We start from the raw sequence: 18,910 nt of genomic DNA on the forward strand, positions 1-18,910 counted from the left end.
CTATAAATTTAAAATGGATTGATGACATGGAAAAAGACGTTTGGCGAGGCCATGCGGTAATAATAACTGCACCAGCCCGCCCCCTTCTGATTGAAGCGGTTGACCGAGCTGTATACCAGCCGATCCTGCTCCAGCTCTTCAATGGCCGGAATTCGGCCGTCTACGTAGTCAAGCAGCCTTACTGCAGCCGTGTCCAGCCGACTCAAGACTCCGCCATAACGGATATCGATAACCTCCCAGCCGAACGGCTTGAACATCCGCAGCCATTGAGAGCGATGCGCGGCTCTCAGCTCCTTGACCGCGGCCGCAATGGACGGCAGCACCGCCTCCGCAATACGCCGCAGCTCGGCTTGATCGCCGGAGTCATAGGCCCGCTTCAGTTCAAGGCCAATTTCGCTTTTTTGCTTCAACACCGCGCACAGCTTCTCCGGCACGTCGAACAAATAATCCAGTTCGGCATCCTTTACGCGCACCCGGCGAATTTCCTCCTCAAGCTGCGCATAATGATCCGCCATGGCCAGCCCCTCAATCTGCTTATCAAACAGCCCCAGCAGCACATCCTGATACAGCAGAAATTTGGATGGGTTGCTCTGCTTGCTGTTATTGGGCTCCGAGCCGGGCGTCTCATCCAGATCCTTGAATTTCAGGAATGCCTCAGCCTCGATGCCTGTACAGAACTTCACCCGTTCCGCCACCTGGCTCCAGGCCAATTCTCCTTCCGTGTAGGCATGCTCCGCGTAAAACTGCAAGCCGAGCAGTGCCGCATACGGATTCCCCTCCATGCCGTCGTCGCCCCACATCGTGGCGTAGACTTCACGAATGCCCTCCTGCTTACATACCTGAAGCGCCGAATCCGTAGCGTTCAGGGACAGCCCATAGTTCACGCCAAAGGTGTTGAACACCCAAATTCCCCCGGCAAATGCCAGATTGCAGCCCAGCGGCCGATGCTTCGCAATCAGCTTTACATAATCCTCTTTGTCGATGTGCGCGTAATCCCAGTACACCATATCCACATCCTTTGGAATTCTTCGCGCCATTTCCTCAGGGATCTGTGTCTCGGTATCATAATGCTCCGCCCCGTCCTTCGAGGCGAATTTCAAGAACATGTCGCTCCACATCATCGGCTTCAGTCCCCGGCGGCGCACCATCTCGAGCACCTTCTCCAAATGGCCGGTCATGATTTCAAATCTATCTACATATCCGTTCCGATCCAGATATTTGCCCCGGCCCAGTTCTTCCGCTTCATCCATGCCAATATGGATCTTCCGGCTGCGGAACGGGGCGCTGACCGCTTCGATCATCCGGTCGACCAGCTCCTCAGTTCTCTCGTCTCCAACCAGGAGCGCTCCCTTCGTGTCTTTATAGAAGGACACCGGTTCCCATTTTAGGAATTCCTCCAGGTGCGCAAGGGTCTGGATGCTTGGGAATGCCTCAATTCCAAATTGATCCGCATAATCATCGATTTCCCGGAGCTCATCCTGCGTATAACGTCCCCGCATATAACCGAAGTAAGGCTCGCCGCTAATTTCATAGGTATCCTCGAGATACAGCATCACCGTGTTTAGACCCATCAACGCCATTTTTCGCAGCAAAAACCTGAAGCTGTCCAACGTTAGGACGCCATTGCGGGACAAGTCGAACATCGGGCCGATCGTGTCAAACTGCTCCGTTTCCCGAATTGTAAAAGGCCTGCCGTTTCGGCCATACTGCACAAGCAGCCCCAATCCCCGAAAGAATTGGTGCTTCCTGGCGAAGCGGATGTATGCCCCGCCTTCGTTCAATCCGATTTCAAGATCGCCGGCAGAGTATTCTACCTGAACGGGAAGACCGGCCTCATCTTCCGTAAAGGCAATTTCCTGGGACAAGGCCTGAATTCCAGGCCGCAGAGACGTCACTTCTCCTTCAAAGCGCAGCTTCATTTTTCCCCTCCTAATATACAGGCTTTTTCCACGCTATCCAGAATATAAAGCGCTTTACTACCTACTATACTAGAAAAAATATAGCCTAAAGGGGGAAATTCCTCTGATCATTTTCATGGATCAACTACTAAATAAAATAAGATAAACGTAGTAGGCCATTGGCATTATATTGACATTATTCCACATAATTATACAATGTCATTAGATAGATTTATTTTTGATACGTCGTATTTCATACATAACTACTACTTTAGTAATGTTTTTCACATTTTTTAGGTCAGAACTGTCTAAACTATTTTATTTTAGGAGACGAAGCTATGGCTAGGGATACTAAAAATAAGTCAATGGGTTGGTTGAAAGGCGTTCTTTCTAATTCAAATGAACCTGTTCCAACTGCCACAGAAGGGGTAGAAGAACCTCTAGAGCTAGTCGAAGATACGGTTAGCCACAAGGAAGTACCCAGTCCATCGGAAAGCTCTAGCAAGAAATACATGCTTTCTAAAGAGAATCTTGATAAAGTATCTCTGGATTTAGTCGTTTCTCTTGAGAACATGCTGAATGAGCGGCAATTGATTTTGTACAAAAACGAAGATTATGAGCAGCAGCTACAGACGGCAAATGAAGCGATCAGCCGTTTAAAGTATGATCTGGTCAAGAAGGAACAGATTATTCAAGATAAAAGCAAGGAAATCCGCACGCTGGAAACTAGCCTGACCAACAAGCAAATGGCTTATGACCAGCTTCTCGAAGACTATAAAGAGTATCAAAGTACGGCAAACCACGACTTCGAGAAGGTGTCCAGCCAGCTGGAGAAAGAAATCAACAAGTATAACCTGCTCAAAGAAGAGTCGGCGAATATCCAGTATCAAAATATGCTAACGATGAGAGAACTGGAAGAGAGAATCCGAGAGTTGGAAGCTGAGAACACGAAGTTCGAGGCACAATACGCAAAAATTTTGGCGGAAAAAGCCGAGTTAATGCAGACGATCAACGATTTTACAGAGCGGATGTCGTTCTCCTTCTCATCAAAATCCACTTCCACTTCCGAATAATGACTACCTGCTCTCTAGTCACTGCTAGAGAAAGGAGATATCTATGTCCGTGCAAGTCTATCAGGTGAAGCTGCTAGAGCTTCATTCCGTCCATAAAGAGCTAGATCAATCCTATTTGCGAGTCAAGTTGACCTCTGATCAAGAATTAGAGCTGCTGTGGCATATCGACGAGGAAACAGCAGAAAGCCTGCTGGCCGTCCTGGAACCGGAAGGGGTCTACAAATATAGATTATCCTTCCATAGCTCTTGGAATTCCGTCAAAAACCAATACGAAAGCTTCCTGACCAAAACCTACCGCGATCAAAGCGAGAGAGTCTATTTCTCCTGCTCGGAAGCCTATGTAAGCGGATTAAACGCGATCAAGAACAATGAGCCCGTCAGCGAAATCCAAACCCGGTCAGTTGGATCCGAGGCGCCGCCTCCACAGGAGTCCCAAGCAGCGAAGGAGACCCGTCAGCCTAAGCTCCAGCGCAGGCTAACCTGGTCGGCAGTGGCGTTATTGAGCCTGGTTTTCACGGTTCTGCTGGGATCTTCTATGCCAACTTTTATCTATAAGGCAGCCAGCGGTGAAGTGGCGAACGCAAGTTTCGGCGAGAGCGAAGTCAACAGAAATTTCGCCGGATACGTGGCTGGCCATAGAGCTGTTACCGTTAGCGCACAATTTAAAGCCAGCTCCAACAGCGAACCGAGACAACCTCTGCAGGAGTCCGTTCAATCAGCTTTACCGGCCGTAGCTCTGGAGGAGACCGTTACCTTCAACCTTCCTAAAGGCAAGGTGGCGCTGACCTTTGACGACGGCCCCTCGAAGTATACTAAGGCGATTACGGATATCCTGACGGAGCATGAAGTTGGGGGCAGCTTCTTTTTTATCGGGAAAAACGTTAAGAAATACCCTGAATCGGTGCAATACGCAAAATCAAGCGGGTACACAGTTGGCAGCCACAGCATGAATCATTTGGAATTGCCCAAGCTGTCTAGCGATAAACAAAAGTATGAAATTACGCATCCCAATGAGCTGATTCAGAAAATCACCAACGAGCCTGTCGTGCTGTTCCGGCCTCCTTACGGAGCCCACAATGATTCGATCACCGACATCGTCCGTGGAATCGATAACAAGATGGTGCTATGGAACGTCGATACCAAGGATTGGGAGAGCCGGGATGCCGAGAAAATTTACAATTCCGTAGCAAAGGCCAAAGTTGACGGATCGATTATTCTTCTCCATGAGTCCCAGGCCACGGTTGACGCTTTGCCGCGAATCATTCAGTTCCTGAAGGAACAGAACCTGGAGCTTGTAAATTTGCAATAACCCTAAAGACCACCCCTTCGGGTGGTCCTTTTTAGAGAGAGTTCCCGGCAGACGTGTTCTGCTCCGCAATATTTTCCTTACCTTCCAATTGCCCGCCTATTGTGTGTACTCCCCGCCGTGCAAATAACGAACCGTACCCGCATCGAGCTGAAGATCGCCTGCGCTTGCGCTTTCCTCCAGCTGCTGCCTGGTGCGGCAGCCGACAATCGGAAACGTGGCAAACGGCTGCGACGTCAAATACGCAAGCGCTATTTCGGTCCCAGAGCGGCCAAGCTGCCCCGCAAGCTCCTGAACCCTGTTCAGCCGCGCAAAGTTGGCCTCATTGTAGAACATATCAGCGACACTGGGCTTGGAACGATCTTCAGGACGGAATTTTCCGCTGAAAAATCCCTGTGCCTGAGACGTATACGGGATAGCCGCAAGCCCTGTCTTGATATGATAATCCAGCATCTGCCCGTCCATCTGGACAGTGGTTGGATCCGCCAGGCTCCCCGGGTTCACCTCAGCCAAGCTCCACTGCATCTGATTGGCTACAAAGGGCTGTTTTCCCGTAGAGACAGCATACTGCCTAGCCGCCTCGATGCGCTCGGTCGTCCAATTGGAGCAAGCATAGTAACGAATGCGCCCCGCCTGAACGTGCGCATGCAGGGAATCGATAATTTCCTCAACCGGGCGGGAGGGATCATCGCGATGCAGCCAATATAAATCGATCACATCGGTTCCCAAATGGGTCAAGCTCTTCTCCAAATCCAACGAAATATCTTCTGGCGAGAGCCTGCTTGCCAGGAGATTGTCAAAAGGCGGATGCCCTCCCTTGGTGGCAAGGATAATCTTGTCCCGGTTTCTCCTGCTCTGCAGCCATTTTCCAATCGTCTTCTCGCTCACGCTCTTTACTTCGCTTTCCCAATCGGAGTACACGCTCGCCGTGTCAATGAAATTACCCCCGAGGCCGCAATAAGCGTCCATCAGAGCAAAAGAATCGGCCTCGCCAATCGCACCGCCGATCGTTGCCGTTCCGAAGCATATCCGGGAAGCATGCAGCTCGGTATGCGGTATTGTTGCATATTTCATAGGAACCCTCCTCACTGAATAAAACGATGCTCATTCTCTAAAGTATCGCACTTCAGCAGTACATAAAGCAAAGGGGAACACCACCCTTTACGGGCGGTATTCCCTCTCCAATCAGAGCTTGGCGCACCAGGCAACCAGGCTTCTCATCACCTTAATAAACCACGGCATCAGCAGGCCATCGGATAAATGAGCCGGCGTGATGCAGCCGACACGGCCAGACCCGTAGCTGTGATACCAGCCGGCCACGGCTTCTCCGTCCTTGGAGGACGAGCGCATAAATATATTCGTCTCTTCCTCCTTACATTCGACAAAATAATGCTCGTCCAGGAAGCTGAAAGCCTCTCCTAAGTCGCCCAGCTCCGTTCCGGCCACCGGCGTATAAGTCACAACACTGGGCTCTGGATGCATAAGGAAGCGGCCGCGAAGCATTCTCACATATTCCCCGTCTTCCGGATAAGATGCCAGTCCCGAATGCCATGCCAGCCATGCTCCCCCGCCGGCCACATATTTCTCGATCTGCCCGGCCGCCTGTTCTGTCATCCAGTACCTCACCTGCTCCGCTTCCGGATCGATGTAATTCCCGGCAAACAAAACAACTAAATCGGGCGATTTGACCAATTCTTGCTCTAACTGCCCGACAACCGCATATGTGACCTGAGCTTGAGCCTTGCTCGTAAAAGGCTCGATAACCCGCTCCCAAGATTGCCTGGCCAGTTCTCCATCATGATAATAATCGCCAACGACTACGAGTATACGCTTCATCCATCATCATCTCCGTTCCGCCCTGCTTAATACGGCATAGGCTCTCCTTTATGAGTAATCATCCAGCTCTCTTGCGCAGGCACAACCTTCCTCTCGGCCAGATTCAGCAGGCCAATGGCCGTATCCCCAGGGTCTCCTGGCGCTTGCTCTCCCCCCATCGGCGTTCGAATCCACCCCGGGTGGACGTTATACACGGCGAAGCCTTGAGGTGCGAGCTCCTTGCGCAGCTGCGCCGAGAAGAACGACAGCGCGCTCTTGGACAGTGCATACGGATAATCCCGTCCATACGCCGCCGTAAAGCAACCCGCCTCCGAGCTGATATTGATAATGCAAGGCCTCGCACTTCGGCGAAGCAGCGGCAGGAAGTGCTTGACCATTTTCATCGGCCCGTAAAGATTGGTCATCATTGAGCGCTCCACCTCTGCCATATCGAGCTGCTCCAGCTTCTTATCGCGGGCAATAAGAATTCCCGCATTGTTAATCAGCACATCCACCGTGCCCCATCGTCGTTCAACGGCGTTCTTCGCTGCAATAATTTCGCTTTCTACATTCACGTCCAGCTGAATCAGCTCCAGCTGTCCAGGATGCTCCTGCCGCGTGGCCTCGAACTGCTCATGGCTCTGCTGCAAATTGCGAACACCCGCAATGACATGATGCCCGCCTTTAAGCGCTTCGCTGACCGTAGAGAAACCCAGCCCTTTGCTCGCGCCCGTAATTAGAATATTCATCCCCACTCGCCACCTTCTTCAGCAATCTGTCTGTTAGTTATCGTTCTCAAGCAGTTCCACCATCACCTTCAACTCCTTGAACGTATCCATATACGCATAACGGCCCCCCGTGTACTCGCCTCTCTGAATCAGCGGCATCTGATTCGCCTCCAAGACTGCGATCTTCTCCTTCATCCCTTTGATGACAAAAGCGATATGGTGCACCCCTTCGCCCTGCTCGTCCAGGAACTCCCGCCACGTTGAAGGATGCTCGTCCGGTTCAATCAGCTCCACCTGCAGCTGCCCGCAATCGAGGAAAGCGAGCTTGGCGCGGGCCTCCGAAGACGCTCCCTTAAATTCGGTTCGAGCGACATCTACAGTGTCCGTCCAGAACCACTTCGGCTTCTCTATTCCGAAAAAATCCGCATAACTCTGGGATACTTTGTCGATGTCGCGTACAATAATGCCGATCTGCGTAATGACATTTGTTCCTAAAAATCCTTTATCCATGGGATCATGCTCCTTTTCGATGGGTCTATATTGGGGTTAGTATGTGTTGCCGCCTTAGATCGCCCTACAGGATTCCCTAATGACCAGCTCCGTCGTGCCCACATATTTCTTGAATTCCTTATCCGGCTCTTCGATCGTCTTGATGAGCCTGCTGGCCAGCGTATCCACCATTTCGGCAAAATCAACATGGATCGACGTGAGTGCCGGCTGAATCCGCGAGCTGAGCAGGTGATCATCAAAGCCCATTAGGGATATATCCCCCGGTACGCAAAGACCAGCCTCCTGCAAGGCCGCCAAAGCGCCAAAGGCGACACTGTCGTTGCAGGCAAATATCGCTGTAGGCAGCTCTTTCACATGGCTTAACCATTGCTTCACGGAGTTGTATCCGCTTTTCTCACTAAAATCAGCCGGTATGATCCATTCTGGGTTCACCGCAAGCCCATGAGAACGCATAGCAGCCTTGAATCCCTCCAGCTTCTCGGGCCCCGAGCAGCGCAGCGGGTCTCCGGCAATGAACCCGATCCTGCGGTGGTTCAGGCTTGCAAGATAATCGACGCCTTGCTTCATGCCCTGATCATTGCCAAAATTGCATATCACCCGATTGGGCTCATTCCGCCCTTCGATATGCTGGTCAATGATGCCGACCACATAACCCTCGGCAATAAGCTCTTCAATCAACGGTTCATGATTCGCAGCCCCGATGAAGACCCCGCCGTCGATCCGCTGCTGGTAGAAGGTTTCCTTGACTTTGCGCAGCACCTCGCTGTCCCTCGTGTTTCTTATAATATGGGTTAGCACATAATAACCCTGGTTGGATGCGCTTTCAATGAAGCCGGTTATTAATGAGTTCGTGAGCGAATCATGAAATACTTCTTCCGGCGAAATCAGAAACAGACCGATGGTGCGAGTCTTCATCCCGGACATAATCCGCGCCGAAAAATTTGGGGAATATTTGTACTGCTCGATGACCTGCATCACCTTATCGCGCGTTGCCTGCGGCACATTCGGGTAATTGTTGATAACCCTGCTTACCGTACTTCGGGACACGCCTGCAATCCGGGCGATTTCAATACTATTGATTTCATTCTTCTTCATATGTCCCTCCACTTAACACATGCCCGCAGATATCCAGTACTACATTGTGAACACGTGTTTACAAGCACAATTTACCTCAGTCATCATGCCATGTCAATAACATTTGCATGTACGATAGAGGTGGTGGCATAAAAGCCCCACTATCGGCAGGGCTCTTTCGCTTGCTTTACCTTTTATACAAAATGGGACAATACGAATACTGCAGGAGAATTCCAATAGATCGTAACCTCATTGGTAGCGTAGCTCTCCATAACGTCGGCAAAAGAGGCAGCCGGCGCTTTGTCCGCCAAATGCTCGCGTGCATACTCATCCTGCTTGCCATAGTTTGGGCCGCCCGACACTAACCCGGGAACAGGCGCTTCGACGCCGTCTCCTTCGGAAGGACGATGATGCGGATGCAGGATCGGCCGGCTGCCAAGCCCGGTAACATAGCTCATGCCCACCACATTAGCTCCAAACAAGTAATGAACGTGCTCGAGCGCGCAGCGCTCATATGTTTGAGAGCCTAACAAGCGGTCCGCGATCAGCAGCAGCATGGCATGATTCATTACCAGCATGTTGCTGCCCCAAATATACTGCTCCGGTCTAAGCGAAATACCGAACCCGTCTTCGCGGCTTACCGCCGCAAGCTCATCGGCCCGCTGCTGCAAACCAGCCAATAGACGAGCCGCTAATTGGGGCTCATTCTCCCGCTCCGACAACAGATAGGAAATCGTGCCGTATCCGCCCATGTCTGCCCAGCCCAGCTCGTATTTATCAAACGCATTCTGTCCGGCAAAGCCCCGGAAGGCTTCATGATAACGCGCCTCTCCAGTAGTGCGGTACAATTCAGCCGCTGCCCAGTAGCGTTCATCCAGATCCTGTTCGTCGCCATACTCTCCGGTGAAGACCTCGGCCGGATTGCGGAACCCTGGATATTCGGGATGGCGCTCCAGCCATGCCCAGGCCTGCTCTGCGGCCTTGAGGCAGGATGCGGCGAAGGCGGCGTCATGGGGAGTATAAACCCGCGCCGCCATGGCCATAACGCCGGCCAAGCATCCAGTCGCCGTGGCGGATATCGGCGAGATGTACAGCTCCGCCGTATCTGCCTCCGGCATGACATCCGGGCCCGGAAACTGCAAGGTCGTGAGTTTATGATAGGCGCCGCCGCTCTCGCCGTCCTGCATGCGAAGCAGCCATTCCAGCTCATACCGGCATTCGTGCAATACATCCGGCATAACGCCATCGCTCTCCGGCAGCGGCAAGGCCCCTTCAAAGGCCTGGGGATAGCATTCATAAGCTAGCAGCAGATCCGCTACCGCTTTAGCCCCAGGCACCACGTATTTGCCGTAATCCCCGGCATCATGCCACCCTCCCCAGGCGTCAATTCTCCGTGGCTCCTCCCCATAAACAAGGGCAGGCGTGAGGTGACATGCCGCATGCTTCCACGGGCCTGCATATTTCTCTTCCAGCTCCATGCCGCAGCGAAAGAAATAGAACGCTTTCAAAAGTGCCCGATGAGCTTCCTCATAAACGGCGTCCGAGATTACAAACGGATACGAGCTGTGTCCTTCTCCTGACTCAATCCGATACGTACCCGGCTGACTCCAGACGGAGAAATCACCCCGGCTCACCTTAATTCCGCTAGCCTGATCGTCGACCGCAGGTATCGTATCCCCCTGCCAAACCACTGCGCCGCTGGCATGATCTACAAGCCGAAAGCGGCCTCCTTCTCCAGTGATCATAGCAATCTTTGCGTCTGTGCTGCGGTAGCCTAGCTGATTCACAGCTATGCTGCCTTGCTCCTCCATGTGCATACGTCGTTGTCCTCCTTCTACCTCTAATTTCAATACTAATGATAATCTGTCTTTCTCCATATATTCCTTCGTTAACACGTGTTTAAAGAAAATAGTGCTTAATGAAGTGAACATCGGGCAATTAGCTGCTATTCCAGCCAAACGTCATATGTTGAAGGCGCTTAATCTGTGAACACGTGTTTATGGGTCAAATCTACATCAGCTTCCTTTCCTTGTCAATACTAGAACAGGACATTCTGGGAAACAAAAAAAATGACCGTCCTCCGAGTTATCGAAAAACGGCCATCATTTTTCACGCTACTTTTCCCACTCCACCGTCACCTATCGCCGCGCCTTCTTGAACTTGACCAGCGACCAAAGATACAGAAATAGCAGGAACGCCAGGCAAACCCCGATACTAAGCATATTTTGACGATCAAAAAGAAACAGTACGGCAATCACCGTCAGGCTCACTACAGCCAGGATCGTAATATAAGGAAACCCCCACACGCGAAAGCTCGGTTGCACGGGATAGCCGCCGCGCAGCTTCAGCTGGGACAAGCAAATGCTGATCCACACCAGCAGTACGACAAACCCCGGCACCGCCATAAGGAACCGGAATAACCCGTCTTGAAAGAGATAGGCCAGAATAGCGCCCCCGATTAATACCGCCGCACACAGCTTCAGGCTGTTCATCGGCACTCCCCGTTTCGTCGTGCGGGCCAAGTAAGGCGACGCTTCACCGCTGGCCGCCATCGAATGGAGCATCCGGGTTGCACCGTAAATCCCCGAGTTGGCTGCAGACAATACCGCCGTAACGAGAATAAAATTCATCACGTGCGCTGATCCCTGCATTCCCGTGCTGGCCAGCACCTGTACAAAGGGGCTGCTCTCGCTGTTCAGCTGATTCCAGGGAATCAGGCTGCAAATCACGAGAATCGGCAGTGTGTAGAAAAGAATGACCCGCAGAATAAAACTTTTCACTACCTTGGGCAGTACTTTGTCCACGTCTTGTGTTTCGGTCAAGGTCAGCCCGATCAGCTCCGAGCCGCCATAGGAGAACATCACTACCAGCAGGGCAGCAATAATCGCCGTCCAGCCGTTTGGCAGAAATCCGCCGTAATCCACCAGATTGTGCAATCCCCCCGCGCCTTCCACAGACCATACGCCGGACAAAATCAATACGCCCAACACAATAAATACGATGATCATGCCAATCTTAATGCCTGCCAGCCAAAACTCTGCTTCCCCAAAACCGCTCACGCTCAGCATATTTATCCCCAGAACCAGCGCCGCGCAACCTAAGGTTAACAGCCATAACGGGGCATCCGGAAGCCAGTATTGCAAGAAGCTGCCCGCGGCAAGCACCTCTATCACACACACCGTCAGCCACATGAAGCAGTAGAGCCAGCCAATAATAAATGACAGCCGCTCACCGAACGCCTCCCGAATAAAGTCCTTCATATTGCGGTTTGGATATACCATCGCCATTTCAGCAATAGCTCCCATCACGATAAGCAGCAGCAATCCTGCCAAAATATATGAAATGACGATGCCCGGACCCGCTATACTGATCGTCTCGTAGCTTCCCTTGAATATTCCCGTGCCGATAACCCCGCCCATAGCCATAAAGGTAATATGACGAGGCCGCAGTTTTTTGTGCAGTGCCCCCTGTTCCAGTTCATGCTCGTTAGCTTGTACCCTCTCCTGCGACATTTTCTGACTCCTTCCAATGCTCAAGCTCTTTTGTTACACCCAAAATTACAGTTTACTCTTATTCCTCAAAACATGCACGCTCAAATCATACATCACCAAATAACCCCAACGAATACCCGTCTATAGAACGAAAAATAAGCCGCTGCAATCAGCGGCTTATCCGATCAAATCCACCCAATCAATGATATTCCGGCCTGATTCTACCCCAGCCACATCCGGAATAGGCCGTCGGTAACCCCAAGGCTGTACATATAATACAAGCCGAATAACATGCTGACCGCCCCGGTAATTCGCGTTAAAGTCATTTTCAGGCTCCGGTTGTTCGCGCTTAATACAAAAGGGATCCCTAAGATGGTCGTAAAAATCAACATTCCAGCGATCGTCCCGAGACCGAAAAGTAAAATATACAGCGTTCCATTCCACACCGTATGTACAGTCGTCATCGTGAGTAAGACCATAGCCGCGCTTCCCGCCAGTCCATGAACAAGGCCAATGATCATAGACTTCAAATAAGAAGTCTGATGATGGGCAGGATCACCTTTGCGAAGAAAGTGTTTATGCCGCTCGCCGCCATGCTGATGCTCTACTAATTCGGCTTTGTTCTTCCCGGCGGAAATCCAATTGACAACCCCGAGATACACGAGCATCCCGCCAACGATAAACTCTAGCAAACCCGCCCACTTATCGGGAAGCGTGCTCTTCGTCAGAATGAGAATGAGGCCAACTGCCAGCAGCGTAGCGGTGTGGCCGATTCCCCAGAATATGCCGACCAGCGATGTCCGCCATAATTTTTTCGTATGGCTTGCAATCGTGGAGACGGCAATGATGTGGTCAGGCTCTATGGCATGCTTGATTCCGAGAACGAAGCCAATGCCAAGGATAGATAGCAAACCGATTTCCATGAGAAAACCACCCCTTCTTCGTAAGGACTAATTTATCCTTATGCAGGGTTGCCCATGATAATAACTACGGCCCGTCACCCGGTTAATACTTCCGGAACGAAACGGTCCTGCCACCTAAGATATGCTTCCGGACCACCCGCCGGCATTGCTCGAACACATTTTCAATTTGCAGCGTGGACATGGCCAGTACCCGCAAAGAGAAGCCGGATACGGCTAATGCAGATATTCCAATTCTGCACCTGTTATCAGCGGCCCCAAACCCTTCGCTCAACGTGTCCGCCATGTCACGAGGCACTTCATCCCCTATGACGAGCAGAGATCCCAAATGGGTATAGCCTTCAAGAAGTCCCAGCCCATCCATCGATCGGGCCTTCGGGGTTAACGGGAGATTATCGAACACCACTAGCTCGTCCTCCATGTATACGGCCGTTCGCAGCTGCAGCCTGTTGTACTGGAACAAAGCTCCTTCCGGGGACCAGCCCGGGGTGATGATCTCCCCGTAAACCAAGGTCGCCCCCCGAGCCATGTGCACGGCGGTCTCCTGCTTGTATCTTGCATCCCGGTATGCAATCAGAGGATCCGATATAAACTCCAGGTAACTGCCCTGTTCCAAACGAATGTCCATTTCGTGAATTACAGGGACCTTTGGCGTCTTGTACACTTTGGTCGAGGACTGCGTAGTCAGCAGCATATGAGCATGAGCGCGAAGATGGATATCCGTTTTGTACCTGTCTCCGTCAACATAGCCTCCGCCTAAATTCAACAGATAAAAGCACGGCAGACCACTGTTATCGAGATATATAGGGGGAGTTACTTTGGAGGCTCCCTGGTTATATATTTCAGCCAGTACCGTCCGTTCCTGTTTCCGCTGAACCGCAAGCCGAAGCACTCCCGTCCATTGCTCCATCTATCTTAGCCCCTCTAGCAAAGCGTTGGCCTCAATCCATTCCACTACGTTGCCCAGGCCGACATCTTCCTTGAGATTCGTGAACACGAACGGCTTGTCTCCGCGAAAAGCCTTCGTATCGCTCTCCATCACATCCAGGCTTGCACCAACATACGGAGCAAGATCGATCTTATTGATGATAAACAAATCGGACTTGATCATGCCCTGGCCGCCCTTGCGCGGGATCTTCTCTCCTTGGGCGACATCAATGATGTAAATGGAGAAATCAACGAGCTCGGGGCTGAACGTCGCCGCTAAATTATCTCCGCCGCTTTCCACGAAAATAATCTCAACATCAGGATGGCGGCCCTTCAATTCCTCAATCGCTGCAAAGTTCATGGAGGCGTCCTCCCGGATCGCCGTATGCGGACAGCCGCCGGTCTCTACGCCAATGATGCGGTCCGCGGGAAGAATTCCATTTTTAATCAGAAAATTAGCATCCTCCTTCGTATAAATGTCATTGGTAATTACCGCCATACTGCGATCCTTATGCATGCGCCGCGTGAGTTTCTCCAGAAGCAGCGTCTTTCCAGCCCCTACGGGTCCTCCGACCCCGATTCGAATCGGCTCCATCGTTCATCGTCCTTTCTCTTTTGTGACAATATCCTGCTCTACGACATGAACAGCCGGATATGCAGCTGCTCATGCCTCATTTGCGACAGCTCCAGTCCGGGAGACGTAGCCCCGAACTCATCCTCATCCAGCGCTTCAATCTTCTTGACGGCCTGCCGAAGCTGGGCGTGCATGTCTTGAATTAACCGCTGTCCGTCCGTCTGGCCAAGCGGAATTCCGCGCACGCCGTTCTGAATCAAGCTGGCCGTACATGAATGCAAATAAGCCAGCAAAGCGACGGGCAGCGGAACATGGAGATATTGGGCGATAATCGCAAAGGCGATCGCCGGGTGGCCGAAGCTTTGCTGCGCCTTCAGCCGCTTCTGATATGCAGCCAGAACCGGCGAATCATACAGCTCAAGACCAAGCTGAACGAGCCGCTGTCCCATTCTTGCGCTCCCGTCCCGCGTCTCCTGCGGGAAGCTCTGGACCGTAATCATGCGGTCCCATGCCCATACATGCTCCTGCTCCGCCCGATCCAGCGCTTCATAAACCAAGCGGAACGCAAGCCCATCCGTATACACCAGCTGCTCGGCAATATATGCGCTGATCCATTCCGCAAATGTCGGCTTATCCACCACCTTCCCTTCTTGCACATACGTTTCCAGTCCGAAGGAATGGCTAAAAGCGCCATTTGGAAAATTGGAGTCGCATATCTGCAATAGCGGCAGTATATCAGCCATGGCTATGCCCGATCGGCCGGAAAGGCTGCTTCACTTTTATTTTCTCACGGGTGTAAGGAACGTCCGATTGCTTCAGCAGATCCTCGACCAAATAATCGTATTGAACCAGCATCCGGTCTTCTTCAAACTGCGCCGGCAAATGGCGATTGCCCAGCTTATGAGCGATATCCCCCATTTCCTGCAGGCTGCGCGGGCGAATCGCCAGCACCTCTTCCGGAACAACCTCGACGACGATCAGACTGCTGTCGTCCATATATAAAACATCGCCATGATTAAGGGAAGCGCTCTGAATCAAAGAGATGCCCAACTCCCTGCCATGATCCGTTACGACCCGCTGGATGCGCTTCAGCAGATCATCGCTATGCAAATACACTTTCTCCAGATGGCGCTGGATGCGGTTCTCCGGACTAATGTCATCGAGACAGGTTACAATCTGTTCTATAATCACGTGTATCCACCTCTTTAGAATAAATAGTAGCGCTGTGCCATCGGCACAACGTCAACCGGTTCACAGGTCAGCAGTTCTCCATTGACGGTTACTTCAAACGTCTGCGGGTCGACCTTGATTTCCGGGGTTTCTCCGTTATGCTTCATGGATTGCTTGGTCAGGTTGCGGATACCGCCAACCGGCAGCACTTTTTTTTGCAGTCCGAGCTCCCTATGCAGCCCCTCATCGTAAGCCGCCCGGGATACAAAAGTAATACTGCTGCTGTGCATCGCTTTGCCATAAGAAGCATACATCGGGCGCAAGAGCACCGGCTGAGGTGTAGGTATGGCAGCGTTGGCATCACCCATACAGGCATGAACCACCATTCCGCTCATAACCACCATCTCAGGCTTTACTCCGAAAAACGCAGGGTGCCACAGCACTAAATCAGCAACCTTCCCGGCCTCGATGGACCCGACATAAGAAGAAATGCCGTGGGCAATCGCCGGGTTAATCGTATACTTGGCAATGTACCGCTTTACCCGATTATTGTCAGCGACCCCCTCGTCACCCTGGAGCTTCCCTCTTTGTTTCTTCATTTTGTCGGCGGTCTGCCAGGTGCGGCTTATGACCTCGCCGATCCGGCCCATCGCCTGCGAATCCGAGCTCATGATGCTTAGAACTCCAAGATCTTGCAGAATATCCTCTGCAGCAATCGTCTCGCGGCGAATCCGGGAATCGGCGAACGCGACATCCTCGGGAACCTTGATGCTCAAGTGGTGACAGACCATCAGCATATCGATATGCTCATCGAGCGTATTGACCGTAAACGGCTTCGTCGGATTCGTAGAAGCAGGAAGCACGTTGGGCAGGCTCGCCATTTTAATAATATCTGGAGCATGGCCTCCCCCAGCCCCTTCCGTATGATAGGTGTGGATGACTCTGCCATTAATCGCAGCGATCGTATCTTCGACAAATCCGAATTCGTTCAATGTATCCGTGTGGATCGCTACTTGAACGTCGTATTTATCCGCCACGCGCAAGGAATGGTCGATGGCGGAGGCGGTAGCTCCCCAGTCCTCGTGTACCTTCAATCCGATGGCACCGGCATGTATCTGCTCTGCAAGAGCCTCCTCGGACGAACCGTTGCCCTTACCCAAAAATCCCAAATTGATCGGCAGACCCTCTGCTGCCTCCAACATTCGGTGCATATTCCATATGCCCGGCGTACAGGTCGTCGCCTTCGATCCCTCCGTCGGCCCCGTTCCGCCCCCGATCAGCGTAGTCAGACCGGACGACAGAGCCACTTCAACCTGGAACGGATTGATCATATGAACATGGGTATCAATTCCTCCCGCCGTTACAATTAACCCTTCCGCGGATATGATTTCAGTGCCAACCCCAATAATGAGGTCGACGCCATCCATCACCAAAGGGTTGCCGCTCTTGCCGATGCCTGCGATTTTACCGTCCAGAATGCCGATGTCTGCCTTGTAAATTCCGGTATAATCGACAATAACAGCATTGGTTATCACGACATCAAGCGCTCCTTGAGCACGGGTTGCCAGCGGATGCTGCCCCATTCCGTCCCGAATGGACTTGCCTCCTCCGAATTTGCATTCATCGCCGTATATCGTGAAATCCTTCTCAATTTCAATGAACAAGTCGGTATCGGCCAAGCGGATGCAGTCACCCGTCGTCGGGCCGAACAAGTCGGCGTATTGCTTTCTCGTCAAACGCAGGCTCATTTTGCTTCCTCCTTGTCCTTGTCCAACGGCCCATCTGTGCGATTATTTAAGCCATATACAATCCGCTCTCCCCCAAAGGGTACCAGTTCGACCTCCTTGGCATCGCCAGGTTCGAACCTGACAGCAGCACCTGATGGAACGTTCAGATGCAGCCCGAAGCTTAGCTCCCGATCGAATTGAAGGGCTGAATTCACCTCGTAGAAGTGATAGTGAGAGCCGACCTGGATCGGGCGGTCGCCGGTATTCAGTACTTTTAACGTGCTTACGGGCTTGCCCTCATTGCAGATAATATCGTCTTCGCGCAGCACATACTCCCCTGGTATCATCGTACCTTCTCCTTTTTGCGTTTGATTTATTAGCTAATCGGACTATGGACCGTGACCAGCTTCGTTCCGTCTGGAAATGTCGCCTCTACTTGAATATCGTGAATCATTTCCGGAACGCCCTCCATCACATCGTCCGCGGTCAATATTTCCCGGCCCTTCTTCATGAGCTCAGCAACGGTTTTGCCGTCCCGGGCACCTTCCATAATTTCATAGGTAACCAGTGCTACCGCTTCCGGATAGTTCAGTTTTAAGCCTCTGTTCTTTCGTCTCACTGCCAGGTCAGCGGCAACCACGATCATTAACTTCTCTTGTTCCCGATCGGATAGCTTCATTTCGATCCTCCTTCAAACCGTAAATTCAACAAACCTCATTATTTCCTGGATCTGGGTCAATATTCAGGGCTTGTTCAACAGCTGCCTTCCGGCGATCATAACCCAAGTGACGAGCACAAAAGGCATCGTCAACGCCGGAAGCCCGTAGGGGTTAAGCCATGTTTCGATGCCTGCCGCAACCGGAACCGTAAGTATGGCGGCAAGCAGGCCTGCCGGGAAATTGTTCCCTCCCGCATGGCGGTAAGCAAATGACACCGCGAGCACTGCCAATACAGCATTAAAACCATAGAGCCCGGAATTCAGCATCGTTATTTCTGCGCCTAGACCGTAGGCCGTTATTCCGCCAATTACCGTTCCGGCAATTGCATAAAGCCCCAGCCTCCAGCCAGCCACAAAAATGGCCAGAAGAATCAATATTCCGGACACCAGGCCCTCGACGAAATAAACTTGCCCAACGCCATTAATTAAGCCAGTGAGCCATTCGATCGTTCCTGCTTTAAGGTCTGGCTGCAGGCTAACGATATCCTGGGGTTGTATCTTCGCATTAAGATGGACCACGTTTAGATGAAAAGCAGCGAGCAGCCACATCCAGGTGAGGACAATATAGGGAAAAGTAAGCACGGGCAGCCCAAAATGCCTCATCACATGCATAGCTGCGGCTGTGGCAAGCGCCGCCACGGCTGCCCCCGCAAGCGCGAACGCCCATTTTGCGCTGCCATCCAGATATAGTGAGAACGCCAGCCCGGCTAACACTGAATTGTATCCAAACAATCCTTGAGCGGCCGTTGCCCTGTTCTTCCCTCCGCTGTACCCGATCCAAGTCCCTATCACCGAACAAGCCAGCGCGATCAGTCCCAACGGATAACTGGAAATGACAATAGCTGCTAGAACGATCAGTCCGGTAGCCGCGTTCTCGATTAACAAGACTTGAGATATTCCCCTGAAAACCGCCAGGACAAATAACTTGAAGTGACCATCTGGCTGGGCCTTTCGCTCAGTATTTTGCATGCTGTCCCCT

Annotated in this window: 19 protein-coding genes; 2 read left to right on the plus strand and 17 right to left on the minus strand. The window is 51.9% G+C overall.

The window, feature by feature from the left end; genetic code table 11:
• Window positions 1-8: 8 nt before the first annotated feature.
• The gene (locus tag MKX50_RS24240; RefSeq protein WP_213591465.1) at window positions 9-1,919 is read right to left on the minus strand and encodes a beta-N-acetylhexosaminidase; all 1,911 of its coding nucleotides are present in this window, start codon (window positions 1,917-1,919) and stop codon (window positions 9-11) included.
• Between the two features lie 344 nt (window positions 1,920-2,263).
• Between MKX50_RS24240 and MKX50_RS24245 the strand changes: the two genes are divergently transcribed.
• Both MKX50_RS24245 and MKX50_RS24250 read left to right on the plus strand, forming a co-directional pair.
• Window positions 2,264-2,971: a hypothetical protein gene (locus tag MKX50_RS24245; protein ID WP_339157988.1), complete on the plus strand. Its 708-nt coding sequence runs from the start codon at window positions 2,264-2,266 to the stop codon at window positions 2,969-2,971.
• Window positions 2,972-3,014: 43 nt separating this feature from the next.
• Complete coding sequence (locus MKX50_RS24250; RefSeq protein ID WP_339157989.1) at window positions 3,015-4,280, plus strand: polysaccharide deacetylase family protein; 1,266 nt, start codon at window positions 3,015-3,017, stop codon at window positions 4,278-4,280.
• A gap of 96 nt (window positions 4,281-4,376) precedes the next feature.
• On the opposite strand, the gene MKX50_RS24255 is transcribed toward MKX50_RS24250, so the two are convergent.
• From MKX50_RS24255 to MKX50_RS24330, 16 genes are all read right to left on the minus strand, one after another.
• The gene (locus MKX50_RS24255; protein ID WP_339157990.1) at window positions 4,377-5,351 is read right to left on the minus strand and encodes an aldo/keto reductase; all 975 of its coding nucleotides are present in this window, start codon (window positions 5,349-5,351) and stop codon (window positions 4,377-4,379) included.
• Window positions 5,352-5,462: 111 nt separating this feature from the next.
• Window positions 5,463-6,113, minus strand: coding sequence for a ThuA domain-containing protein (locus MKX50_RS24260; RefSeq protein WP_339157991.1), 651 nt, complete (start codon window positions 6,111-6,113; stop codon window positions 5,463-5,465).
• 26 nt (window positions 6,114-6,139) lie between these two features.
• Window positions 6,140-6,841, minus strand: a complete 702-nt coding sequence (locus tag MKX50_RS24265; protein ID WP_339157992.1) for an SDR family NAD(P)-dependent oxidoreductase — start codon at window positions 6,839-6,841, stop codon at window positions 6,140-6,142.
• A 33-nt stretch (window positions 6,842-6,874) separates the two neighbouring features.
• The gene (locus MKX50_RS24270; RefSeq protein ID WP_213591477.1) at window positions 6,875-7,330 is read right to left on the minus strand and encodes a VOC family protein; all 456 of its coding nucleotides are present in this window, start codon (window positions 7,328-7,330) and stop codon (window positions 6,875-6,877) included.
• 54 nt (window positions 7,331-7,384) lie between these two features.
• Entirely contained in the window at window positions 7,385-8,425 is a 1,041-nt protein-coding gene (locus tag MKX50_RS24275) for a LacI family DNA-binding transcriptional regulator (protein WP_213591479.1), read from the minus strand.
• Between the two features lie 173 nt (window positions 8,426-8,598).
• Window positions 8,599-10,221 carry a glycoside hydrolase family 9 protein gene (locus MKX50_RS24280; RefSeq protein WP_339157993.1) on the minus strand — a complete coding sequence of 541 codons (1,623 nt, stop codon included), beginning with the start codon at window positions 10,219-10,221 and terminating at the stop codon, window positions 8,599-8,601.
• A 321-nt stretch (window positions 10,222-10,542) separates the two neighbouring features.
• Window positions 10,543-11,916, minus strand: coding sequence for an amino acid permease (locus tag MKX50_RS24285; RefSeq protein ID WP_213591483.1), 1,374 nt, complete (start codon window positions 11,914-11,916; stop codon window positions 10,543-10,545).
• A gap of 200 nt (window positions 11,917-12,116) precedes the next feature.
• Window positions 12,117-12,818: a sulfite exporter TauE/SafE family protein gene (locus tag MKX50_RS24290; protein ID WP_339157994.1), complete on the minus strand. Its 702-nt coding sequence runs from the start codon at window positions 12,816-12,818 to the stop codon at window positions 12,117-12,119.
• Window positions 12,819-12,900: 82 nt separating this feature from the next.
• Window positions 12,901-13,725 (minus strand): urease accessory protein UreD, encoded by an 825-nt coding sequence (locus MKX50_RS24295; RefSeq protein WP_339157995.1) that lies wholly within the window; start codon window positions 13,723-13,725, stop codon window positions 12,901-12,903.
• A complete protein-coding gene (gene ureG, locus MKX50_RS24300; protein ID WP_213591489.1) occupies window positions 13,726-14,337 on the minus strand; it encodes an urease accessory protein UreG in 612 nt (203 codons plus the stop codon).
• Window positions 14,338-14,375: 38 nt separating this feature from the next.
• Window positions 14,376-15,059, minus strand: a complete 684-nt coding sequence (locus MKX50_RS24305; protein WP_213591491.1) for an urease accessory protein UreF — start codon at window positions 15,057-15,059, stop codon at window positions 14,376-14,378.
• Entirely contained in the window at window positions 15,052-15,507 is a 456-nt protein-coding gene (gene ureE, locus MKX50_RS24310) for an urease accessory protein UreE (RefSeq protein WP_339157996.1), read from the minus strand. Before ureE ends, MKX50_RS24305 begins: the two co-directional genes overlap by 8 nt.
• Before the next feature lie 14 nt (window positions 15,508-15,521).
• Window positions 15,522-17,234: an urease subunit alpha gene (gene ureC, locus MKX50_RS24315; protein WP_339157997.1), complete on the minus strand. Its 1,713-nt coding sequence runs from the start codon at window positions 17,232-17,234 to the stop codon at window positions 15,522-15,524.
• The gene (locus MKX50_RS24320) at window positions 17,231-17,560 is read right to left on the minus strand and encodes an urease subunit beta (RefSeq protein WP_213591497.1); all 330 of its coding nucleotides are present in this window, start codon (window positions 17,558-17,560) and stop codon (window positions 17,231-17,233) included. The genes ureC and MKX50_RS24320 overlap by 4 nt, the downstream gene beginning before the upstream one ends.
• Before the next feature lie 29 nt (window positions 17,561-17,589).
• On the minus strand, window positions 17,590-17,892 hold the full coding sequence (locus MKX50_RS24325; protein ID WP_213591500.1) for an urease subunit gamma: 303 nt from the start codon (window positions 17,890-17,892) through the stop codon (window positions 17,590-17,592).
• 63 nt (window positions 17,893-17,955) lie between these two features.
• Window positions 17,956-18,900, minus strand: a complete 945-nt coding sequence (locus MKX50_RS24330) for an urea transporter (protein ID WP_339157998.1) — start codon at window positions 18,898-18,900, stop codon at window positions 17,956-17,958.
• Window positions 18,901-18,910: the final 10 nt, after the last annotated feature.

This window comes from Paenibacillus sp. FSL W8-0186 (genome assembly GCF_037969765.1).
In the GTDB taxonomy this organism is placed as follows: domain Bacteria; phylum Bacillota; class Bacilli; order Paenibacillales; family Paenibacillaceae; genus Fontibacillus; species Fontibacillus woosongensis.

Coding starts and splice junctions, on each gene's coding strand:
- MKX50_RS24320 (WP_213591497.1), bottom strand. CDS start 17,560: ATGATACCAGGGGAGTATGTGCTGCGCGAAGACGATATTATCTGCAAT.
- MKX50_RS24280 (WP_339157993.1), bottom strand. CDS start 10,221: ATGCACATGGAGGAGCAAGGCAGCATAGCTGTGAATCAGCTAGGCTAC.
- MKX50_RS24330 (WP_339157998.1), bottom strand. CDS start 18,900: ATGCAAAATACTGAGCGAAAGGCCCAGCCAGATGGTCACTTCAAGTTA.
- MKX50_RS24265 (WP_339157992.1), bottom strand. CDS start 6,841: ATGAATATTCTAATTACGGGCGCGAGCAAAGGGCTGGGTTTCTCTACG.
- MKX50_RS24325 (WP_213591500.1), bottom strand. CDS start 17,892: ATGAAGCTATCCGATCGGGAACAAGAGAAGTTAATGATCGTGGTTGCC.
- MKX50_RS24275 (WP_213591479.1), bottom strand. CDS start 8,425: ATGAAGAAGAATGAAATCAATAGTATTGAAATCGCCCGGATTGCAGGC.
- ureC (WP_339157997.1), bottom strand. CDS start 17,234: ATGAGCCTGCGTTTGACGAGAAAGCAATACGCCGACTTGTTCGGCCCG.
- MKX50_RS24250 (WP_339157989.1), top strand. CDS start 3,015: ATGTCCGTGCAAGTCTATCAGGTGAAGCTGCTAGAGCTTCATTCCGTC.
- MKX50_RS24305 (WP_213591491.1), bottom strand. CDS start 15,059: ATGGCTGATATACTGCCGCTATTGCAGATATGCGACTCCAATTTTCCA.
- MKX50_RS24260 (WP_339157991.1), bottom strand. CDS start 6,113: ATGAAGCGTATACTCGTAGTCGTTGGCGATTATTATCATGATGGAGAA.
- MKX50_RS24285 (WP_213591483.1), bottom strand. CDS start 11,916: ATGTCGCAGGAGAGGGTACAAGCTAACGAGCATGAACTGGAACAGGGG.
- ureG (WP_213591489.1), bottom strand. CDS start 14,337: ATGGAGCCGATTCGAATCGGGGTCGGAGGACCCGTAGGGGCTGGAAAG.
- MKX50_RS24255 (WP_339157990.1), bottom strand. CDS start 5,351: ATGAAATATGCAACAATACCGCATACCGAGCTGCATGCTTCCCGGATA.
- MKX50_RS24245 (WP_339157988.1), top strand. CDS start 2,264: ATGGGTTGGTTGAAAGGCGTTCTTTCTAATTCAAATGAACCTGTTCCA.
- MKX50_RS24270 (WP_213591477.1), bottom strand. CDS start 7,330: ATGGATAAAGGATTTTTAGGAACAAATGTCATTACGCAGATCGGCATT.
- MKX50_RS24290 (WP_339157994.1), bottom strand. CDS start 12,818: ATGGAAATCGGTTTGCTATCTATCCTTGGCATTGGCTTCGTTCTCGGA.
- MKX50_RS24240 (WP_213591465.1), bottom strand. CDS start 1,919: ATGAAGCTGCGCTTTGAAGGAGAAGTGACGTCTCTGCGGCCTGGAATT.
- MKX50_RS24295 (WP_339157995.1), bottom strand. CDS start 13,725: ATGGAGCAATGGACGGGAGTGCTTCGGCTTGCGGTTCAGCGGAAACAG.